This is a genomic window from Phytopseudomonas seleniipraecipitans, assembly GCF_900102335.1.
In the GTDB taxonomy this organism is placed as follows: domain Bacteria; phylum Pseudomonadota; class Gammaproteobacteria; order Pseudomonadales; family Pseudomonadaceae; genus Aquipseudomonas; species Aquipseudomonas seleniipraecipitans.
On sequence record NZ_FNBM01000001.1, the window covers coordinates 803,497 to 820,396 of the forward strand.

Consider the following 16,900-nt stretch of genomic DNA (forward strand, 5'->3'; position numbering starts at 1 on the left):
TGAATGGCGACAGGTTACGAGCTATCGCGGGAGGGAAAAATGCCCGAGCGGGCAAATCACTAGTGACTGAAAGGCATGAATCCCGCGTAATTACTTGCTGTAGGGTTTAAGCACATCTGTTACGGAGGTTTTTCATGTACGGTTTCATTCTGCACGCCCACACCCGCCCGGAACGGGCACATGCCTTCGAGCAGCTGTTTCGCGCCTACGTCGAACCGAGCCGTGTCGAGCCCGGCTGCATCGAATACCACATGCTGCGCGACGCCGAGGACCCCACGCTGTTTATCTTCTTCGAGGTTTGGCAGTCCCGCGAGCACTTGGCGGTGCACAGCGCCTTGCCGCACATGCGCGACTTTCACCAGCAGCGCATGACGTACCTGCGCCGCGACTTCGAGATCCGCGAGATCGAGATGCTCAGCCAGGCAGCCACAAACAGCCGTCCTACGCTGAGGGCGTGAACGCAAGCGGCTGAGCATTCAATCTGCAAAAAGGCAGCGCTAGGTGATCGCCGCACTGGACAAGCGCGGCGGCTAACGCCAAGGTCGCCTCTTTATGAAATCGAGAAGTCCCGATGTCGAAAGTTGGCTTGGCGCTGGTTCTGTTGACTGTCTTTCAAGCCGCTCCCGTACTGGCCTGCGCGCCTGGCGAAACCCAGGTCTGCCTGGGTGGCTGTATCTGTGTGCCCGACCCCAATGGTGTACTCGGGCCGATGCAGGAACGTGCCGGGGCGATCACCGCGACCGCGCTGGAGGGCTGGATACTGCGCTCGCGCGAATCGGCTGCTCGGGAGGGCGCGCTGCCGATTCCGGCCGAGATCCGTCGGCAGTTGCTGCCGTTCTATACGGCCGAACTGCTCGATTCGGTGCGCTACAAGGTCGGCGACACCGATGAACTGAGCGCCGCGCGCAACGTGATGCAGAACCCGGATATCAAGGCGGTTACCCTGATCGACATCATCGTTTTTCGCACCGCGCAGATGGCCGAACAAGATGCCGCGTTATGGGCTCACGAGTTACTGCACGTGCAGCAGTACCGGGAGTGGGGCACCGCCGGCTTTGCGGCGCGTTACAGCCGTGACGTCAACGCAGTGGAAGCGCCGGCCTATCGGCGCCAGGCAGAGATCGCGCGGCTGCTTCATGAGCAAGCGCGTAACTGAGTTGGCCTAGGCGATACGCCTGGCGCGCAAGGCGATCACACACAGCACCCCGGCTGCCAGATTGAGTGTCAGTGGATTAAAGGCTTCGCTGAGCAGCGCTGGCGCGAATATCGCCACGTCCACCAGCAACAGGACCAGCGCCGCCAGTGCCAGCCAGAGCGGCCAGCGCTGGCGACGCAGCAGCAGGATGGCCAAACCCAGGATAATTTCCCCGGCGCCTGCAGTCGCTATCAGGCTGTGCGGTAACCCGTGCAGGTCCATCAGCCTCATCTCGGTGGTGTTTTGCATCAACAGCTTCGGCACCAAACCGTGATAGATGAAAATAACGCCGAGTGTCAGGCGGGCCAGCAGGGCATCAGTCATGCAGAAAGCGCTCGCGGTCTTGTGGACGGGGTAACTGGCAGTGCGCGTGGCGACCGAACAGGCGATAACGGTTGCGGGCGATGGGATCGTAAGCCCGGTCGCGCACGCCTCGTGGTATGACGCGCAGCGCCCCGAGCCACCGCCACGGAGCCGGTAACTGTCGAAGGATCGCCAAAATCGCATCGCTGCGCTTCAGCGTCTGATCGCCCTCGACATAGAGCAGCGTATCGAAATGATCCAGCGGCATGCCGAACCAGGCGAGGATCGCCTGGCCTTGAGCGGATTGCATGCTGCACAGCTTGAGCTTGCCGGCACGGTCATGGCGAATCAGAAAGCGGCTCCAGCCGTTGCACAGCTTGCACACGCCATCGAACAGCACCACCCGATCACCGGCCTGCAGGTAAGGTGGATACGCCATACATGCCTCCAGACTTCCAAGTCGCCCGCGTGGCGCAACTGCGCGCTCAGTAATGGATATCGTCGCGGGCGTGGGAACACTGCCTGACCAGCGCGTAAATCGACACGGTAAGCAACAGCATAATTGCTGCGACGCAGGACGTGAACACCAGGAAGTTCATGCGGCTACCTTCATAGATTTCACGCGGCAGGTGAAAGCTTGGCAGCAAAGCGAAGTGCTTGATCTCGATGTTCTGACCAACCGAGTACTGCGCGGAGGCGGGCGTACGATACTGCTCGGCAGCGCCAATGAACTGCTGACCGTCTGGCGTGTTGAAACTGTATTCATATAGCTCGACGCTGTCGTTACTCGGCACAGCCTGCACCGAGGTCACTACGCCTTCTATCGTCGCCGGCCATACCTTGATAATCGCAATCGTAGCGCCGCTCTGCGCCAGAAAGGCGATAAAAGCGAAGGCGGGGATCATCCAGATGGAGAGGGAGGACAGGGTGAACAGGAAGTCACGCTGCTCTTCTCTGGGGTAGTACATGTTCATAAATCCTTGACCGCTGCGCGCCGTCATCCAAGTAGGCTGCGCGGGCGGCGAGTCTTGCCCGCAGCCCGCCTCATGACATTAGATCAGCTTCTGACGCACCGCTTCTTCCAAGCTGCTGCGGGTGAGCTGGACGAGGATGTTGTCTGCCGACTCGTTGAACGGCACTGCGAAGATCAACAGCAATTGCATCCACGTTGTGATGGTTTCGCTCTTCTCTACCTTGCCGAGCAGTTTGCCGTCGGCGTCCTTGAACCGCATTTCCATGGTCAGCTCATTCTTGAAACGGCCGGGAATGATGAAGAAGGTGGCGCCGGTGACGACCGCGCTGAATATGCTGCCGCGCTCATGGTTGGTCACACGTGCATTGATGTAGACGTCCGAATGCTGCTTGGCGGTGGTTATCGCGCTGAAGCGTCCGCTGTCCTTGAGTTGCTGAATCAACAGGTTTTCAAGGTTGGTCTGATCGAAGCCACCAGCACGATTCTGTTCGTTGAACAGATAGCGGCTTTCGACTTTCAACTGAGCGGTCGGTTTGGCCTCGGCAGGCGCTGCCAACGGCCATTGTTCGACCGGTGCCAGCTCGTGATTCGAGTAAGACGCACAGCCCGTAAGCGCGAGCAGGGCAACGCCCAGAATGACGGTAAACAGCTGTTTCATGGCGTACATCCTTGTCAGGGTTTGGCGAGTTTGTGAGTGGCGTCCTGCAGCAGTTGCTCAACCAGCTGGTTCAGCTGATCGGTGCCTAGCGAGGTGTTGAAGTAATCGTTGTCCCACAGGCCGGTGTTCTGGTTCAGCTTCACCGCCTGCTCGCTGCTGCTCAGCAGCTTGCCCTGGGCGTCGACGATCTGCAGGTTGCCGGCGAGGTCGTATTTATCCACGTAGATGGGGCCGTTGACCCAGATCCATACGGTCAGTGTCAGCAGTGCTCCGGGAAAGTAGGCCGGGTGCGGCGTGCGTTTGGCTTTCAGCGAGGTAAAGGTGAATTTCAGCGCCACGTCCTTTTCGCCAAGGGTGGCGGGGAAGCTGATCACTTCCTCGAAGTACTCACCGCGCTCGACACGGCGCGCCAGTTGCTCGGTGAACTGGGCGCTGAGCGTCTTGCGCAACGCGTCCTTGACCTTGCTGTCGGTGATCACCACGTCCTCGACCATGGCAGCGCGCGCCTGGGTGGTGGTTGCATGTTGGGCAGGATCACCGATAGGACCTGCCGGCACGAAGGACACGCAACCGGTGAGGGTCAGCAACAGCGAAATCGTGCTGAGATAGAGCAGCTTTTTCATGCTTCTTCCTTGAAATACATAGGACGAGGGAGCGAGGCCTGCGCAGGCCATGACCGCCAAGCCTGCGAAAGGGGCGCCATTCTAGGGAGGCGTCAGCCTCAAAACCAGCACTTAACTGCCGGTTTGTGACTTGCGCCTGACCAGGTGTGACCGGACGCCAGGCAGGGTGGCGGAAATTACTTGCGGCAAGGTCATTTTCGTCGCACTTTCACTCGCCAGTAGTGTCAATTTGCCTTCACGCGATTCCAGTCCGTTGAATTGCGTAATTTTTTCCTAAAAACAATCGCTACTGCGCCCGCGCCTTCTACGCTTGAGGCAGACGGTTAGGCGGTTGTGTTTTTCGTCGAGGCCCGCTCAATAAAATTCAGGGGCAGCCGATTACCTTCAACAAGATGTCCTTCGGAGATACAGAGCATGTTCGGTAGTCGCTTGAAAAAAGAATTGGTGGCCAAGGATGCCGAACTATCGCTCCTCCGGCAGCTGTACCACGGTATCCAGACCGAGATGATTAAGCTCACGGTCGACTCCCAATACCGGATCATTGATTTCAACGCCAACTTCGCCAGTTTCGTCGGCTACGGTCAGGAGCAGCTGAGCAACCGGCCAATGAGCGAAATCGTACCCTCGTACGTGAAAACGCTGCCGTGTTTCCGGAATCTGCAAGAAGCGATGAGGACGGGGCGCTCGGTGCGTGATCGTTATCGTTTCGTGCGTTCAGATGGCGCTCTGGTATGGATGCAGGCGTGCTGGCTGCCGGTGGTTGACGACAAGGGCGTGGTCACCGAGATGCAGTGCTTTGGTTCTGAGATTACCGAGAGCATGAACCGGGCGCGCGAGAACGAAGACTTCATCAATGCGTTGCTGCGCTCTACCGCGGTGATTGAGTTCGACCTCAACGGTACGGTCTTGAACGCCAACGATCAGTTCCTGCAGGCGATGGGTTACGGCCTGGACCGCATCAAGGGCAAGCACCACAGCTTGTTCTGCGAATCCCAGGAAACCAATTCCATTCAATACAAACAATTCTGGGAGCGGCTCAACCGTGGCGAGTTCGTCGCCGGGCGGTTCAAGCGTGTCGATAGCCATGGCCGAGTAGTTTGGCTGGAGGCGACCTATAACCCGGTTCACGACACACACGAAAAACTCTACAAGGTGGTGAAGTTCGCCACGGTGATCACCGATCAGGTCAACCGCGAAGAAGAGGTCAACGACGCTGCAGGGATCGCTTACGGCATTTCCCAGCAGACCGACACCACTGCCCAGCGTGGCGCCCAAGTGGTGACTGACACGGTGCAGACCATGCAGCGCATTTCCGAGGAGATGTCGTCGGCGTCGCAAGGTATCGAGGCGCTGGGCAAACAGTCGGTGCTGATCAGCACCATGGTGCAAACCATCGGCAGCATTGCCCAGCAGACCAACCTGCTGGCGCTGAACGCCGCCATCGAAGCAGCACGTGCCGGTGAGCAAGGCCGGGGATTCGCTGTGGTGGCCGATGAAGTCCGCCAACTCGCCAGCCGCACCAGCAACGCCACCGAAGAGATCGTCGGTGTGGTGCAGGAAAACCAGAAGCTGGTGGATGCCGCCGTGCGCGACATGGCCAGCAGCCGCGTTCAGGCCGAAACGGGCCTGGAATTGGCTAATCAGGCGGGGGAAGTGATGGTCGAAATCCGTCAAGGCGCTAACCAGGTACTCGCTGCAGTGCAGCGTTTTGCCAGTCAGTTGAAGTAGCCGGATCTCGAGTCGCGCCAGGCCATTCGCTTCCGTGCTCCCCGATGGCTATCAAGTCATCGGGGGCAGGCGCCGTTTCACGGTGGTCTTCTTGACGATGGCAGTATTGGTCCGCGCGTAGATATTGATTCGATCAAGTATCTCGTCCAATTGCTCCATCGAACGAACGTGAAGTTTCGCGATGAAGCAATCCTCTCCTGTGACCTTGTCGCATTCGGTGAATTGCGGAGTCGCTTCTATTTGCCGTTCCACTTCATGCAGCTGCCCAGGTAATGGACTGATCCGTACGACCGCCCTTATTTGGTAGCCGAAGGCGTGGGGGTCGACTTCCACGCTATAGCCTTTCAATACGCCGCGCTCTTCGAGTTTACGAAGGCGCTCGGCAACGCTGGGTGACGAAAGGCCGGTGATCTGTGCCAGTGCCTTGAGTGAACGCCGTGAGTCATCAGTGAGCGCTATGATCAGCTTTTGATCTATTTCGTCGGTCATGAGCATGCCTTAGGCTAGTTACCAAATAGACCTTGATAGTAGAGGCTAGATCGGAGTTTTGCCTTTCTTTCGCCATGGAGTGCCTTAATTCGCCTTGCCATACTTTGCGCAACGCAAAGGAGTCGCCCGATGGAGAAGAACGTGAAGCGAGGCTCGTTGGAAATGATTGCTGCCATGCTCATTTCCGGCACGATTGGTTGGTTGGTCATGCTGTCGGGCCAGGCGGTAATCGATGTGGTGTTCTGGCGCTGCGTGTTCGCCGCAGCAACTCTGTTACTGGTCTGCGTCTGGATGGGGTTCTTGCGCCCCGGCCTTTTAACTCGCACTACCTTGCTATTTTCGGTAGTCAGCGGCGTGGCCATCGTCGGGAATTGGCTACTGCTATTCGCCTCTTACTCGCGTGCCTCGATCGCCATTGGCACGGCGGTTTACAATGTTCAGCCGTTTATATTGGTTGGGCTAGCCGCGCTGTTTCTCGGGGAGAAACTCACTCTTCAAAAACTTGCATGGTTATCGGTGTCTTTCCTAGGCATGCTGGCTATTGTGAGTGCACACGGCGGCGAGGAGCAGGGCGGTGGTCACTATCTGCTAGGTATCGGACTGGCACTAGGGGCTGCGTTTCTTTACGCAATTGCAGCCTTGATCATCAAGAAATTGAGCGGCGTACCGCCGCATCTGATCGCCCTTATCCAGGTCAGCGTCGGCGTTCTGATACTGGCGCCACTGGCCGATTTCTCCAGCCTCCCGCAGGGCGAGAGGGTCTGGTCGATTCTGATCACGCTCGGCGTTTTACATACCGGCGGTATGTACGTGCTGTTATACGGCGCCATTCAGAAACTGCCCACGGCGCTGACCGGCGCGTTGACGTTCGTCTACCCGATTGCCGCGATTGCTGTTGACTGGATCGCTTTTGATCACCAGCTCAACAGCCTGCAATGGCTCGGTGTGGCAGCAATTCTGTTGGCCGCAGCTGGGATGCAGCAGGGCTGGGGCGTGCGGCTCGGCGGCTGGCGTCGCGTCAGCCGTTGAGAGCCGACGCTGCGCCTGCTATGCCTCAGTGCGGCGCGCGCTGGCGTGCAGTCTTCATCAGGTCTTCCGGGGTGATATGGCCGACCACTTGGGCCGCTGCGCTGCCGGGCAGTGGCAGGTCGAGGATGTGGCCTTTCATCTTGCCGATCACGTGCATCTCGCAGGGTTTGCAGTCGAACTTGAGGGTCAGCACTTCATCGCCGTGCACCAGTTGCATCGGTGCGACCTTGGTCTTCACGCCGGTGACACCTTTTGCCTGCTTCGGGCACAGGTTGAAGGAGAAGCGCAGGCAGTGCTTGGTGATCATCACCGGCACTTCGCCGAGTTCCTCGTGGGCCTCATAGGCCGCGTCGATCAACTGCACGCCGTGGCGATGGTAGAACTCGCGCGCCTTGTGGTTGTAGACGTTGGCCAGAAACGACAAGTGCGACTCGGGGTAGACCGGCGGCGGGCTGCTTTCGGCCTTGCGGCCGCCGCGCGGGTGGGCGGCAATGCGCGCTTCGGTCAGCGCTTCGATGACTTCGCGGCGCAGGCCCTTGAGCTGCGAATTGGGCACGAAGAACGCCTGCGGTGCATCCAGCTCGACGCTCTGAGCGTGGTAGATGGTGGTGCCTAGCTGAGTGAGCAGATCACGCAGGCCGTCCAGTGCCTGTTCCGGCTTGTTGGCGGCGCCGAACGGGCCATCCAGTCTGGCGGTGGCGCTCAGGCCTTCTTCGCTGGTCGCGGTCAGGGTCAGTCGCAGCTCGCGCAGCTCGGCTTTCCATTGAATGCCGATGCGGCGCTCGGCGCTGGTTTTGAGTAACGCCTGCTGCCAGTTGTGATCGAGGTTGCGCGACAGCGGATGATTGGGGCGCAGGCGGAACATACCAGCCGGCATCTCGTTGGGCTCGACGCGGTAGCGCCAGCGCTTCTCGCCGTCTTCTTCGAACTCGTCTTTCAACTCGGCGATGTTGGTGCGAAAGCCAACGACTTCGCGTTTGACCAGCACATTCAGGCCGTCGCCATTGGACAGCGGCTCATGGGTGACGGCGATCAGGTCGCGTTTGTTGACCTTCTCGACGTGGCCAACGGAGAGCCCGGTGAAGGTCGGCGAGTCGAAGGCACCGATATCGACCTTGCGGTCGGTAACGAAGTAGTCGGTGCTGCCGCGGTGGAAGGTCTTGTCCGGATCGGGCAGGAAGAAATGTGCGGTACGGCCGCTGGAGGCGCGTGCCAGGTCCGGGCGATCTTCGAGAATGTCGTCGAGGCGCTGGCGGTAATAGGCGGTGATGTTCTTCACGTAGCCCATGTCCTTGTAGCGGCCCTCAATCTTGAACGAGCGTACGCCGGCCTCGACCAGCGCACGCAGGTTGGCGCTCTGGTTGTTGTCCTTCATGGACAGCAGGTGTTTCTCGAACGCGACCACGCGGCCCTGGTCGTCTTTCAGGGTGTAGGGCAAACGGCAGGCCTGTGAGCAGTCGCCGCGGTTGGCGCTGCGGCCGTTCTGAGCGTGAGAAATGTTGCATTGCCCAGAGAAGGCCACGCACAACGCGCCGTGAATGAAAAATTCGATGGCGGCATCGGTTTCATCGGCGATGGCGCGGATTTCCTGCAGGTTCAGCTCACGGGCCAGCACCAGCTGCGAGAAACCGGCCTGATCGAGGAACTTGGCCCGGTTCAGGGTGCGGATGTCGGTCTGCGTGCTGGCATGCAGTTCGATCGGCGGGATGTCCAGGTCCAGCACGCCCAGGTCCTGCACGATCAACGCATCCACGCCCGCGTCGTAGAGCTGGTGGATCAGCTTGCGCGCTGGCTCCAGCTCGTCGTCATGCAGGATGGTGTTGATGGTGGTGAATACCCGGGCGTGATAGCGGCGGGCGAACTCGACGAGCCCGGCAATATCGCTGACCTCGTTGCACGCGTTGTGCCGCGCGCCGAAGCTCGGGCCGCCGATGTAGATGGCGTCGGCGCCATGCAGGATGGCCTCACGGGCGATGCTGACATCGCGAGCAGGGCTGAGCAGTTCCAGGTGATTCTTGGGCAAGGACATGGTTTTTCTTTTAGGCAGTGAGGGGCTTACAAACCTGGTGAGCGGTGGTCAGGCAAGCTGGAATCAGCTGGACCTGAACATCTTGCTGCTGATTGCAACGCAGCATCGCTGAGCGCAGTGGTTTACAGGCACCCTCTTGGGCACGGTCGAGGCGCGTATTGTAGCTGGCCGAAGCGGGTAGGGCACCCGCGACGTGCCGGACGGCTGCCGAGGCTGTTGGCGCGCGGCCATCTGTGGGAAAGTAGCGGCCTTTTTTGCAGGTGGGATTTCTGATGGACAACAAGGGGCTGGTAAAGCTTGACGAGCTGCTGCTCAAGTACGGCAACGATGACTCGATTCTGTCTGCCAGCGAGCTGGACGGTTATTTCGCCGCTGTCGTTTCCGGCCCACGGCAGATCGATCCCGGCCTTTGGTATCCGCACATCTGGGCCGAGCAACTGCCGAAATGGCCGAGCGACAAGGAAGGCGAGCGCTTTACTAAGCTGGCCGTCGAGTTGATGAGTGAGGCGGCGTTCATGCTGGACGAGGAGCCGGATGACTACGAAGCGATCTTTCTGGCCGACGATAATGGCAAGGGTGAAAAGCTCATCGTTTCGCAGTGGTGCGCCGGCTACCTGCGCGGTGCCGAGGTGGCAGGCTGGTTGGGTGAGGAAATGCCCGAGAACATCAAGGCGGCGCTGGAGCTGATCACCCTGCATGGCGCCGAGAGCGGTGCCGATGCGCTCAACGCCATGTCGGATGACGAGTACGACGCTTCTACCGCCGCCATCGAGCCGGCTGCTGTGGCGATTTATGCCTACTGGCAGGAGCATCTTCAGCCAATAGTGCCGGTGCGTCGTGAAGAGGCCAAGGTGGGCCGGAATGATCCGTGTACCTGCGGCAGCGGTAAGAAATACAAGCAGTGCTGTATGTAGTCAGCCCGCCCCAGGCTCTTGCTGCGTAGGAGCTAGCGTGCCGGCGATTGGTAAGCCTGTCGACATTTGCAGAGTGGCCGCAATCGATTCGCCCCGAGGTCGGGGCTCCTACTGATTTGCTGGCTCACTCGATCACGTAGGAATCGCGCCCCCGCGGCGATTGGGAAGCATGTCGGCATTTGCAGAGTGGCCGCACTCGATTCGCCCCGAGGTCGGAGCTCCTACAGATTTGCTGGCTCACTCGATCATGTAGGACCCGCGACCCGCGGCGATTGGTAAGCGTGTCGGCATTTGCAGAGTGGCCGTACTCGATTCGCCCCTAGGTCGGAGCTCCTACAGATTTGCCGGCTCACTCGATCATGTAGGAGCCGCGACCCCGCGGCGATTGGTGGCCATGATTCGTTGTTGCGGTGTGGCTGCCATCGCACTGCACCGACGTCGACGCTCCTGAGTTAGTGATGGACATGCCGCCCCTTGGGCTAAGACGACCATGACGCGTTGTTGCGATATGGCGCCATCGATCTGCCTGCAAACGCGTGCCTATGCGAGCAGTTCTTCGAACGCCTTGTCGGCTTCCAGCACTGCAGGCAACGCCTCGAACAGCTTGGCCAGACCCACACCTTCGAACAGCGGGCCTTCCAGTTCTTGCCGGGCCTGGTCCGTCAAGCCATGGGTTTCGAGGCTTTCTTCGACGTGAATGGCTTGCGCCACCAACCGCGCATATTGGCCGCCATCCGGCGCCTGGGCGGGTTTGTTCTGGTAGGCGATGGCGTTCTGAATTATGGCCGGCAGCTGCCAGCGGCGTGCCAGTTCGGCGCCTACCTCCGGGTAGCCAAAGCCCAGCTGCAGAGTTTGTTCGGCGGCTTGAGCGGCGGCTTCACGGTGCGGGTGACGGTTCAAGTGGCGGGCGAAATCTGGCGCACCGCTCTGAATCAGCAGTTCGCCAATGTTGTGCATCATTGCGCAGGTGAACGCCGCGTCAGCATCGATCTTCTGCAGGCGCGCGATGGTGCGGGCAATGCTGGCAACGCGGAAGCTGCGAATCCAGAAACCTTTCAGGTCGAAACCTGTGTCCACTTTGAAGGCGCCGGTCATCGCCGAGGCCAGCACCAGCGTGCGCAGGGTATTGAAGCCCAGGCGCATGGCAGCGTCCTCGACACTGCTGGCTTCCCGCGAGCCGCGGAAGCGCGCCGAGTTGGCCAGACGCAACACCTTGGCGGCAATAACCGGGTCGCGCTCGATATTGCGTGCCACGCTTTCCAGGCTGGTGGCCGGGTTGTCGAATTGCTGGATCAGATCCTGAGCGACCTTGGGAACGCTGGGCATGTTGTGCAGTTCTGCGAAGAGGCTGGCGATATCCATATGGAGCTCCTGGGGAAGTGTCTGCGCGGGGGTGCCATGGAGTTTCAGCATAGCTGCGCGCCCGGTGGCCGCCAGGCTTGTCGTGGGCTTTTTCGCGATAGCGGAGCAGTCAGAGGAGGTAGTGAGTAAACGCCGGGAAAAAGCAGCAGACAGACGCCCCGGCAACTGCGTCGCTACCCACATATCCCGCGCTTCAAGGCCGCAGGGCCTGCCTGCTACCACGGCTATGAAAATGCGCTGCTAGTCGCTATAGCTCGCCAGCTGTTTGCGCAGCATGGGGCGCATATCCAGTGAGGCCAGACAGCCATGCTGGAATGCTAAGTCCAGCCAGCGCAGATTGCGTTCGACTGCCTCGCGGCTCTGCGGGGGTTGGCTGCTGCCGAGAATGTATTCGGCTTCGGCACGGAACTGGCCGTGGGTCAGCTCGTTCATCTGGGTGGGCGCGGCGGCAAAACATTGGCTGGCTCTGATGGGCAGCGGGTAATACGCGATGCCAGGGTCCCGGCGCTTTAGCGACTGTTCCAGCGCCTCCATCACTGCGCGGTGTTCAGGGCTGCTGTATTCGAAGCGCTTGTAGCCCGTATCGCATTCCTGAGTATTCAGCACCGCTGCGGCCACGAAACCCTTTCTCGCCATGGCGTCCAGTGAGGCACAGCCCTGGCGCCTGTTCTCCAGCGTTACGGCTGGGTCCTTGCTGCGTTGCTTCAGCAGCTTGTGAGCCTCAAACAGGGCAGCGGCCGGGTGCCCGAGCTGGGCAGCGCGCGCCATGTTGGCGTCAAGGTTGTTGAGGTGGCGGGTGAGCTCGTCGGCATCGCCGCTTTGCTCTGCTGTCAAGCGTTGCATGTGCTGCAACGCCTGGACGCCCTGATCGTAAAAGGCGTCGCCGGCCTCAGGGTTCGCCGCGGCGTGCGCTGAGCAGCCAACGATAACCAGGGCGAAGAGGTAAGCGAGCGATAATTTATGCATGTAGGCCTGCTGACGTGAATCCTGAATGTAGGCGTACGACTGCGCTTTGGCTTGAGGATTCGACGTAAGCGACATTTGTTGCTGGCAGGCGCGCACACCCGTGCGCGCCTGGTCATTGAATGCCGCGGATGCAGGCGCTGCCGTCAGGCGAAGACGAAATACTTGCGCACCGTTTCCACCACTTCCCACGTGCCTTTCATGCCCGGCTCGACGATGAAAATATCACCGGCCTTGAGGTGAATGGGCGCCATGCCGTCCGGGGTGATGATGCAGTAGCCCTCTTGAAAGTGGCAGTACTCCCATTTCACGTAGTCCACACGCCATTTGCCCGGTGTGCAGATCCAGGTGCCCATGATCTTGCTGCCGTCATCGGACGTGTAGGCGTTGAGGTTGACGGTATGTGGTTCGCCTTCGATACGCTCCCATTTGCAGGCATCGAGTAGGGGCATCGGTTGGGTGTCGCGCAGCACCGTGATCGGTTGGTTGGCCATGTTCGGCTCCGTTGAGCGGTAGAGGTCGTTCACCATAGGGCGGTGCCGCGTCGGCCAATTGTCTGGGGTCGACATGCGAATACTCATACGCGCTGTCGGCGGGGGCTGGCTTTAGTGCGGCCAGCCCGGAACTTGTTTTTTTCTCCTTCAGTCCAACCCCCAAGCAGCGGCGCCGTGGTGCCGCGTGAGTGAGCCGTATCGGCACGTCAGTTTTCAGTGCTCAATCGAGGCGCCCATGAATTCCCAAGAGCAAACTCTGATCGATGGCCTGTTTTCCCGCCTGCAGGAGGCCGAGCACGAGGGTGGTTTACGTGATACCGAGGCCGAAGCACAGATCAAGACGCACCTGGCCCGCCAGCCTGCTGCGCCGTACTACATGGCCCAGGCGATGCTGATTCAGGAAGCAGCGATCAAGCGCCTGGACCAGCGCGTGCGTGAGCTGGAGGCCCAGGCCGCCGATCAGCAGCGCCAACGCCCGAACAACGGCGGCTTTCTGGCTGGCCTGTTCGGCGGCGGGCAGGCCAGCGCCCCCCAACCAGCGCAGCGCCCGGCGGGGTGGGGCGAAACGCGGTTTTCCCAAGGGGCGGCAGCAGGAATGAATGCACCGGGCGCAGTACCTGCAGCTCAGGGCGGTGGCTTTATGCGCGGCGCCCTGCAGACGGCCGCCGGTGTGGCCGGCGGGGTGATGGTGGCGGATCTGCTGACCAACATGTTCCATCACGACCAGCCTCAGGAAATCGTCGAAGTCATCCACGACGACCTGCCGCCCCAGGCCGACAGCTTTGCCAGCGGGCTCGACGATTCGCCCTATGGCGGTGGTGAGGACATCGACACCGATGCCTTCAACAGCTCGGACTTCTTCGACGACGACAGCTCGTTCAGCTAGCGCAGGGAACGGTTAAGCTCTGCCGGCTGTTCAGTAGTAGCGACGGTGCGGTCCACCAGGCGGATGCTGTTACGTCCGCCACGCTTGGATTCGTATAGCGCCACGTCGCCTTGCTCGATCAGCGCCGCCAGGCTCGCTGGTGGCTGGTCGAACAGGCTGGCGCCGATACTCAGGGTGACGGCCTGTGGCGTGGCGAAGGTCCGTGCGGCCATGTCGTGGAATTGCTGGCGCAGCATATCGCCCAGCGCGACGATGCGCTCGGGCGAGGCATTTCTCAGCAGAATCACGAATTCATCACCGCCCAGGCGGGCTGCCAGCGCGCCCTCCGGCAACCCCACGCGGATCATCTCGCCAAGTGCCACCAGCAAACGGTCGCCGGCGGTGTGGCCGTGCAGGTCGTTGACCAGTTTGAAATTGTCGATGTCGATCAGTAGCAACGCGCCGGGGCGTGCTGGCGAGGCCGAGAGCAACAGGTGCGGCGCTCTTGCCTCCAGCGCCCGACGGTTGTACATGGCTGTCAGCGGGTCGCGCGCGGCCAGTCGCTCGATGCGCTTTTCGCGCCGGTAGCGCACGGTGCCGGTCATCGACAAGGCGATCAGCATGATTGCCATTGCCCCTTCTACCAGGGATACCTGGATAATCTCGCCGCGAAACGCCGCCAGGTCGATCAGCGTGCCCGGCACCAGCACCGGGATGGTCTTGGCGATGTAGAAAAGCCCATGGCCGAGCAGCACATACCGTAGCTGCACCACACCCACGCCCATGGAGCGGCCCATGGGCCGTAGCAATTGGCTGGCGCGCAGCGTAACCAGCGCCACCAGCAGCGAATTGACCAGCAGCATGACCTTCGACCACGCCGGTCCTTCCGGTAGCAGCAGCATGGCTGCCCAGGCGACGAAAATCAGGTACCAGGCGCGCGACAGGCGCGCTTCCGTAAAACGTGCGACACCCAGCAGGAATAACCAGTGCGCGGTGATCAGCAAGCCGTTGGCGAACCAGATGCCAACCAGCAGCAGGCCGCTGTTGCGCAGCAAGGCCAGCGTGCAGCCGATGCTGATCAAGGCGAACCCGGCACTCCAGAACAGCAGCGGGGACTCACGGGCGGTCTGCCATTCGATCGCCAGGTACAACGCCGCCGCCAACGCCAGGGCGATGGTGATCGTCAGCATGGTTGAGGGGTCGAGCGCCATGTCTGTCAAGGCCTGCCTGTTCGAGTCTGGGACGTTGTGGAGCGTGCGAGCGGGGTCGCTTTTCGGCCGCGATTGTAAAGGTTCGAGCATCGATTGCAGACCATGCGGCGCTGCAAAGGGATGTATGGCACGGCTTCTCGTCCGCGCTCACCGGGCAGCGGCTTGTATCACGCGCTGATCAGTCTGGCAGACGGCAGGCGCTTTTCAACTGTCCGCCAGTGCACTCACGCTTAGCTAGAGCGCTGCCTGACCGTCAGCGTGACCAGGCGTGTTACCACCAGGCCGATGTACATGACTCCGGCGAACTGCTCCAGCATCACCAGGGCGCGGGCGAAGGGTTTTAGCGGCAGGATGTCGCTGAGGCCCACACCTGAAAGCACCGTGAAGCTCAAGTACAGCAACTCTACCCAGGTGCGTGCCGCCTCTGGGTTGACTGCCGCGGTGAAGCTGCCAGGCAGCAATAACTGGCACACCGAAAAGGCGTGGGCAAACGCCCAGGCCAGCAGGGTAAAGGTAGCTCCGACGGCGAACAGCTCATCGGTGCTCGCTCGCAGGTCTTCCATCATGTAGGCGATCAGGCCACCGGCGGCATAGAAATAGAAACTCGACTCCATCCCCGCGAGAAGCACCGCCAGCAGCGTGCTGTACTCGTATTCCACCGCGATGGTCAGCGCCAGAATGCAGGCCGCTTGGGTGAAGGCGATCCACTGGATGGTCGGGCTGCTGCGCACCATGCGCAACGACATCGCCAGCACCACGATGCCGAACGCGCCAACAATTGCCCGACCTTGCGACAGCTGACCCATGAAGGGGTAAAGCACGATGCCCAGCAACTGCACGAACAGCAGGCTGGCCGAGGGATAGCGGATCAGGTAGGTGTGAACCTTGGTCATCGAGTTAAGCCGAGGTGAAGGGAGCGGGCGATTTCGCCGCGCAGTCTAATGCATCGCGGCTACTACGTATGCTGTCGCACGCAGCCCTTGGTCGCACGCTGATCAGAAGAGCCAAGGCGCTTATCTGATCCACCGCGAATCGCGGATTTTCCTTGGCGCTATCCGGTGGCGTGTCGTTGGAAGAATGGAGCGTTCCAACCTTCGGTATGCCCGTTTCGCAACAGTGGCCGCGTGGGATGAGCCCATGTTGCGGGCCGCCGATGAAGATCGGCGAGTGGCTAGGGAATACTTCGGCTATGATCCGCCACCCTCACCATCCGCCCCTATATCGTCAGGTCGCCATGCCCGTTAATGCCCTCTACACCGACCTGTCCGATTACTACGATCTGATGTGCGCCGATATCGACTACAAGGCCCAAAGCCATTGCGTGCACCGGCTGCAGCAGATCTTCGGCAACGGCGGGCGCCGACACCTTGACCTTGCCTGTGGCACCGGCCCGCACGTGCGGCATTTTCTCGATGCTGGCTACCGCAGCAGTGGGCTCGACATCAACCAGCCGATGCTCGACAAGGCAGCGCTGCGTTGCCCCGAAGCGCAGTTTTCCCTGCAGGACATGTGCGGCTTCAGCGCGGGCGAGCCGTTCGACCTGATCACCTGCTTTCTCTATTCCGTTCACTACAGCGGCAGCATCGAACGGCTCAAGGCATGTATCGCCAGCGTGCACGCTACACTGGCGGTCGGCGGGCTGTTCTGCTTCAACGTGGTCGACAAGAGCAGGATCGACAACCGTCTGTTCGCCAGCCACAGCGTGGCGCATGAGGGCAGCCAGTTTTCCTTCCAGTCGTGCTGGCATTACCGCGGGCAGGGCGAGGCGCAATCGCTGCGGCTCAGCATCGAGCGCACTTGCGCCGCTGAAACGCAGGTCTGGCAAGACGAGCACCCGATGGTCGCGGTGACGTTTGGCGAATTGCAGGCGCTGCTGCAGCCGTACTTCGACGTGCAGGTGCTGGAGCACGATTACGAGCGCATCGCCCCCTGGGATCAGACGTCCGGCAATGCCTTGTTCGCCTGCGTGAAAATCTAACGCGGCAGGGCAGTCAGCATCGCCTGCCTACCGATACCACCTCGCCGAAATGACGATGCCCGCAACGACGGTAGTCGTTGCGGGCA

At 60.6% G+C, this 16,900-nt stretch carries 19 protein-coding genes; 7 read left to right on the forward strand and 12 right to left on the reverse strand.

Annotated elements, in window-relative coordinates; translation table 11 throughout:
- The first annotated feature begins 134 nt into the window (after positions 1-134).
- Together BLS60_RS03695 and BLS60_RS03700 are read left to right on the forward strand one after the other, a co-directional pair.
- Positions 135-458: a putative quinol monooxygenase gene (locus tag BLS60_RS03695; protein ID WP_092364767.1), complete on the forward strand. Its 324-nt coding sequence runs from the start codon at positions 135-137 to the stop codon at positions 456-458.
- A gap of 113 nt (positions 459-571) precedes the next feature.
- Positions 572-1,156 (forward strand): eCIS core domain-containing protein, encoded by a 585-nt coding sequence (locus tag BLS60_RS03700; protein WP_092364770.1) that lies wholly within the window; start codon positions 572-574, stop codon positions 1,154-1,156.
- A gap of 6 nt (positions 1,157-1,162) precedes the next feature.
- Here BLS60_RS03700 and BLS60_RS03705 read toward each other — a convergent pair whose 3' ends face one another.
- The 5 genes from BLS60_RS03705 to BLS60_RS03725 all read right to left on the reverse strand — a co-directional run bounded on the left by BLS60_RS03705 (position 1,163) and on the right by BLS60_RS03725 (position 3,752).
- A complete protein-coding gene (locus BLS60_RS03705; RefSeq protein WP_092364773.1) occupies positions 1,163-1,519 on the reverse strand; it encodes a DoxX-like family protein in 357 nt (118 codons plus the stop codon).
- Positions 1,512-1,937, reverse strand: a complete 426-nt coding sequence (locus BLS60_RS03710) for a thiol-disulfide oxidoreductase DCC family protein (RefSeq protein ID WP_092364776.1) — start codon at positions 1,935-1,937, stop codon at positions 1,512-1,514. The genes BLS60_RS03705 and BLS60_RS03710 overlap by 8 nt, the downstream gene beginning before the upstream one ends.
- Before the next feature lie 46 nt (positions 1,938-1,983).
- Positions 1,984-2,466 (reverse strand): hypothetical protein, encoded by a 483-nt coding sequence (locus BLS60_RS03715; RefSeq protein WP_092364779.1) that lies wholly within the window; start codon positions 2,464-2,466, stop codon positions 1,984-1,986.
- An 84-nt stretch (positions 2,467-2,550) separates the two neighbouring features.
- Positions 2,551-3,129 carry a hypothetical protein gene (locus BLS60_RS03720; protein ID WP_092364782.1) on the reverse strand — a complete coding sequence of 193 codons (579 nt, stop codon included), beginning with the start codon at positions 3,127-3,129 and terminating at the stop codon, positions 2,551-2,553.
- Positions 3,130-3,143: 14 nt separating this feature from the next.
- Positions 3,144-3,752, reverse strand: coding sequence for a hypothetical protein (locus BLS60_RS03725; RefSeq protein ID WP_070881484.1), 609 nt, complete (start codon positions 3,750-3,752; stop codon positions 3,144-3,146).
- A gap of 414 nt (positions 3,753-4,166) precedes the next feature.
- Here BLS60_RS03725 and BLS60_RS21960 point away from each other — a divergent pair, with 414 nt between their 5' ends.
- Positions 4,167-5,480, forward strand: a complete 1,314-nt coding sequence (locus BLS60_RS21960; RefSeq protein ID WP_092364785.1) for a methyl-accepting chemotaxis protein — start codon at positions 4,167-4,169, stop codon at positions 5,478-5,480.
- 51 nt (positions 5,481-5,531) lie between these two features.
- On the opposite strand, the gene BLS60_RS03735 is transcribed toward BLS60_RS21960, so the two are convergent.
- The gene (locus tag BLS60_RS03735) at positions 5,532-5,969 is read right to left on the reverse strand and encodes an Lrp/AsnC family transcriptional regulator (protein WP_092364788.1); all 438 of its coding nucleotides are present in this window, start codon (positions 5,967-5,969) and stop codon (positions 5,532-5,534) included.
- A 129-nt stretch (positions 5,970-6,098) separates the two neighbouring features.
- Between BLS60_RS03735 and BLS60_RS03740 the strand changes: the two genes are divergently transcribed.
- On the forward strand, positions 6,099-6,998 hold the full coding sequence (locus BLS60_RS03740) for a DMT family transporter (RefSeq protein WP_092364791.1): 900 nt from the start codon (positions 6,099-6,101) through the stop codon (positions 6,996-6,998).
- Between the two features lie 25 nt (positions 6,999-7,023).
- On the opposite strand, the gene BLS60_RS03745 is transcribed toward BLS60_RS03740, so the two are convergent.
- Positions 7,024-9,027, reverse strand: coding sequence for a peptidase U32 family protein (locus BLS60_RS03745; protein WP_092364794.1), 2,004 nt, complete (start codon positions 9,025-9,027; stop codon positions 7,024-7,026).
- A 272-nt stretch (positions 9,028-9,299) separates the two neighbouring features.
- Here BLS60_RS03745 and BLS60_RS03750 point away from each other — a divergent pair, with 272 nt between their 5' ends.
- The gene (locus BLS60_RS03750; RefSeq protein ID WP_092364797.1) at positions 9,300-9,941 is read left to right on the forward strand and encodes a YecA/YgfB family protein; all 642 of its coding nucleotides are present in this window, start codon (positions 9,300-9,302) and stop codon (positions 9,939-9,941) included.
- A 540-nt stretch (positions 9,942-10,481) separates the two neighbouring features.
- On the opposite strand, the gene BLS60_RS03755 is transcribed toward BLS60_RS03750, so the two are convergent.
- The 3 genes from BLS60_RS03755 to BLS60_RS03765 all read right to left on the reverse strand — a co-directional run bounded on the left by BLS60_RS03755 (position 10,482) and on the right by BLS60_RS03765 (position 12,760).
- Positions 10,482-11,303: an HDOD domain-containing protein gene (locus tag BLS60_RS03755; protein WP_092364800.1), complete on the reverse strand. Its 822-nt coding sequence runs from the start codon at positions 11,301-11,303 to the stop codon at positions 10,482-10,484.
- Between the two features lie 240 nt (positions 11,304-11,543).
- The gene (locus BLS60_RS03760; protein ID WP_143024570.1) at positions 11,544-12,269 is read right to left on the reverse strand and encodes a hypothetical protein; all 726 of its coding nucleotides are present in this window, start codon (positions 12,267-12,269) and stop codon (positions 11,544-11,546) included.
- A 143-nt stretch (positions 12,270-12,412) separates the two neighbouring features.
- Positions 12,413-12,760, reverse strand: a complete 348-nt coding sequence (locus BLS60_RS03765) for a cupin domain-containing protein (RefSeq protein ID WP_092364806.1) — start codon at positions 12,758-12,760, stop codon at positions 12,413-12,415.
- A 235-nt stretch (positions 12,761-12,995) separates the two neighbouring features.
- Between BLS60_RS03765 and BLS60_RS03770 the strand changes: the two genes are divergently transcribed.
- The gene (locus BLS60_RS03770; protein ID WP_092364809.1) at positions 12,996-13,646 is read left to right on the forward strand and encodes a DUF2076 domain-containing protein; all 651 of its coding nucleotides are present in this window, start codon (positions 12,996-12,998) and stop codon (positions 13,644-13,646) included.
- Here BLS60_RS03770 and BLS60_RS03775 read toward each other — a convergent pair.
- Together BLS60_RS03775 and BLS60_RS03780 are read right to left on the reverse strand one after the other, a co-directional pair.
- Positions 13,643-14,836: a GGDEF domain-containing protein gene (locus BLS60_RS03775; RefSeq protein WP_092364812.1), complete on the reverse strand. Its 1,194-nt coding sequence runs from the start codon at positions 14,834-14,836 to the stop codon at positions 13,643-13,645. The two genes, BLS60_RS03770 and BLS60_RS03775, sit on opposite strands and share 4 nt — an antisense overlap.
- Before the next feature lie 230 nt (positions 14,837-15,066).
- Positions 15,067-15,729 carry an ion channel gene (locus BLS60_RS03780; RefSeq protein WP_092364815.1) on the reverse strand — a complete coding sequence of 221 codons (663 nt, stop codon included), beginning with the start codon at positions 15,727-15,729 and terminating at the stop codon, positions 15,067-15,069.
- A gap of 341 nt (positions 15,730-16,070) precedes the next feature.
- On the opposite strand from BLS60_RS03780, the gene BLS60_RS03785 reads away from it, so the two are divergent.
- Positions 16,071-16,814, forward strand: coding sequence for a class I SAM-dependent DNA methyltransferase (locus tag BLS60_RS03785; RefSeq protein WP_092365326.1), 744 nt, complete (start codon positions 16,071-16,073; stop codon positions 16,812-16,814).
- Positions 16,815-16,900 lie beyond the last annotated feature (86 nt).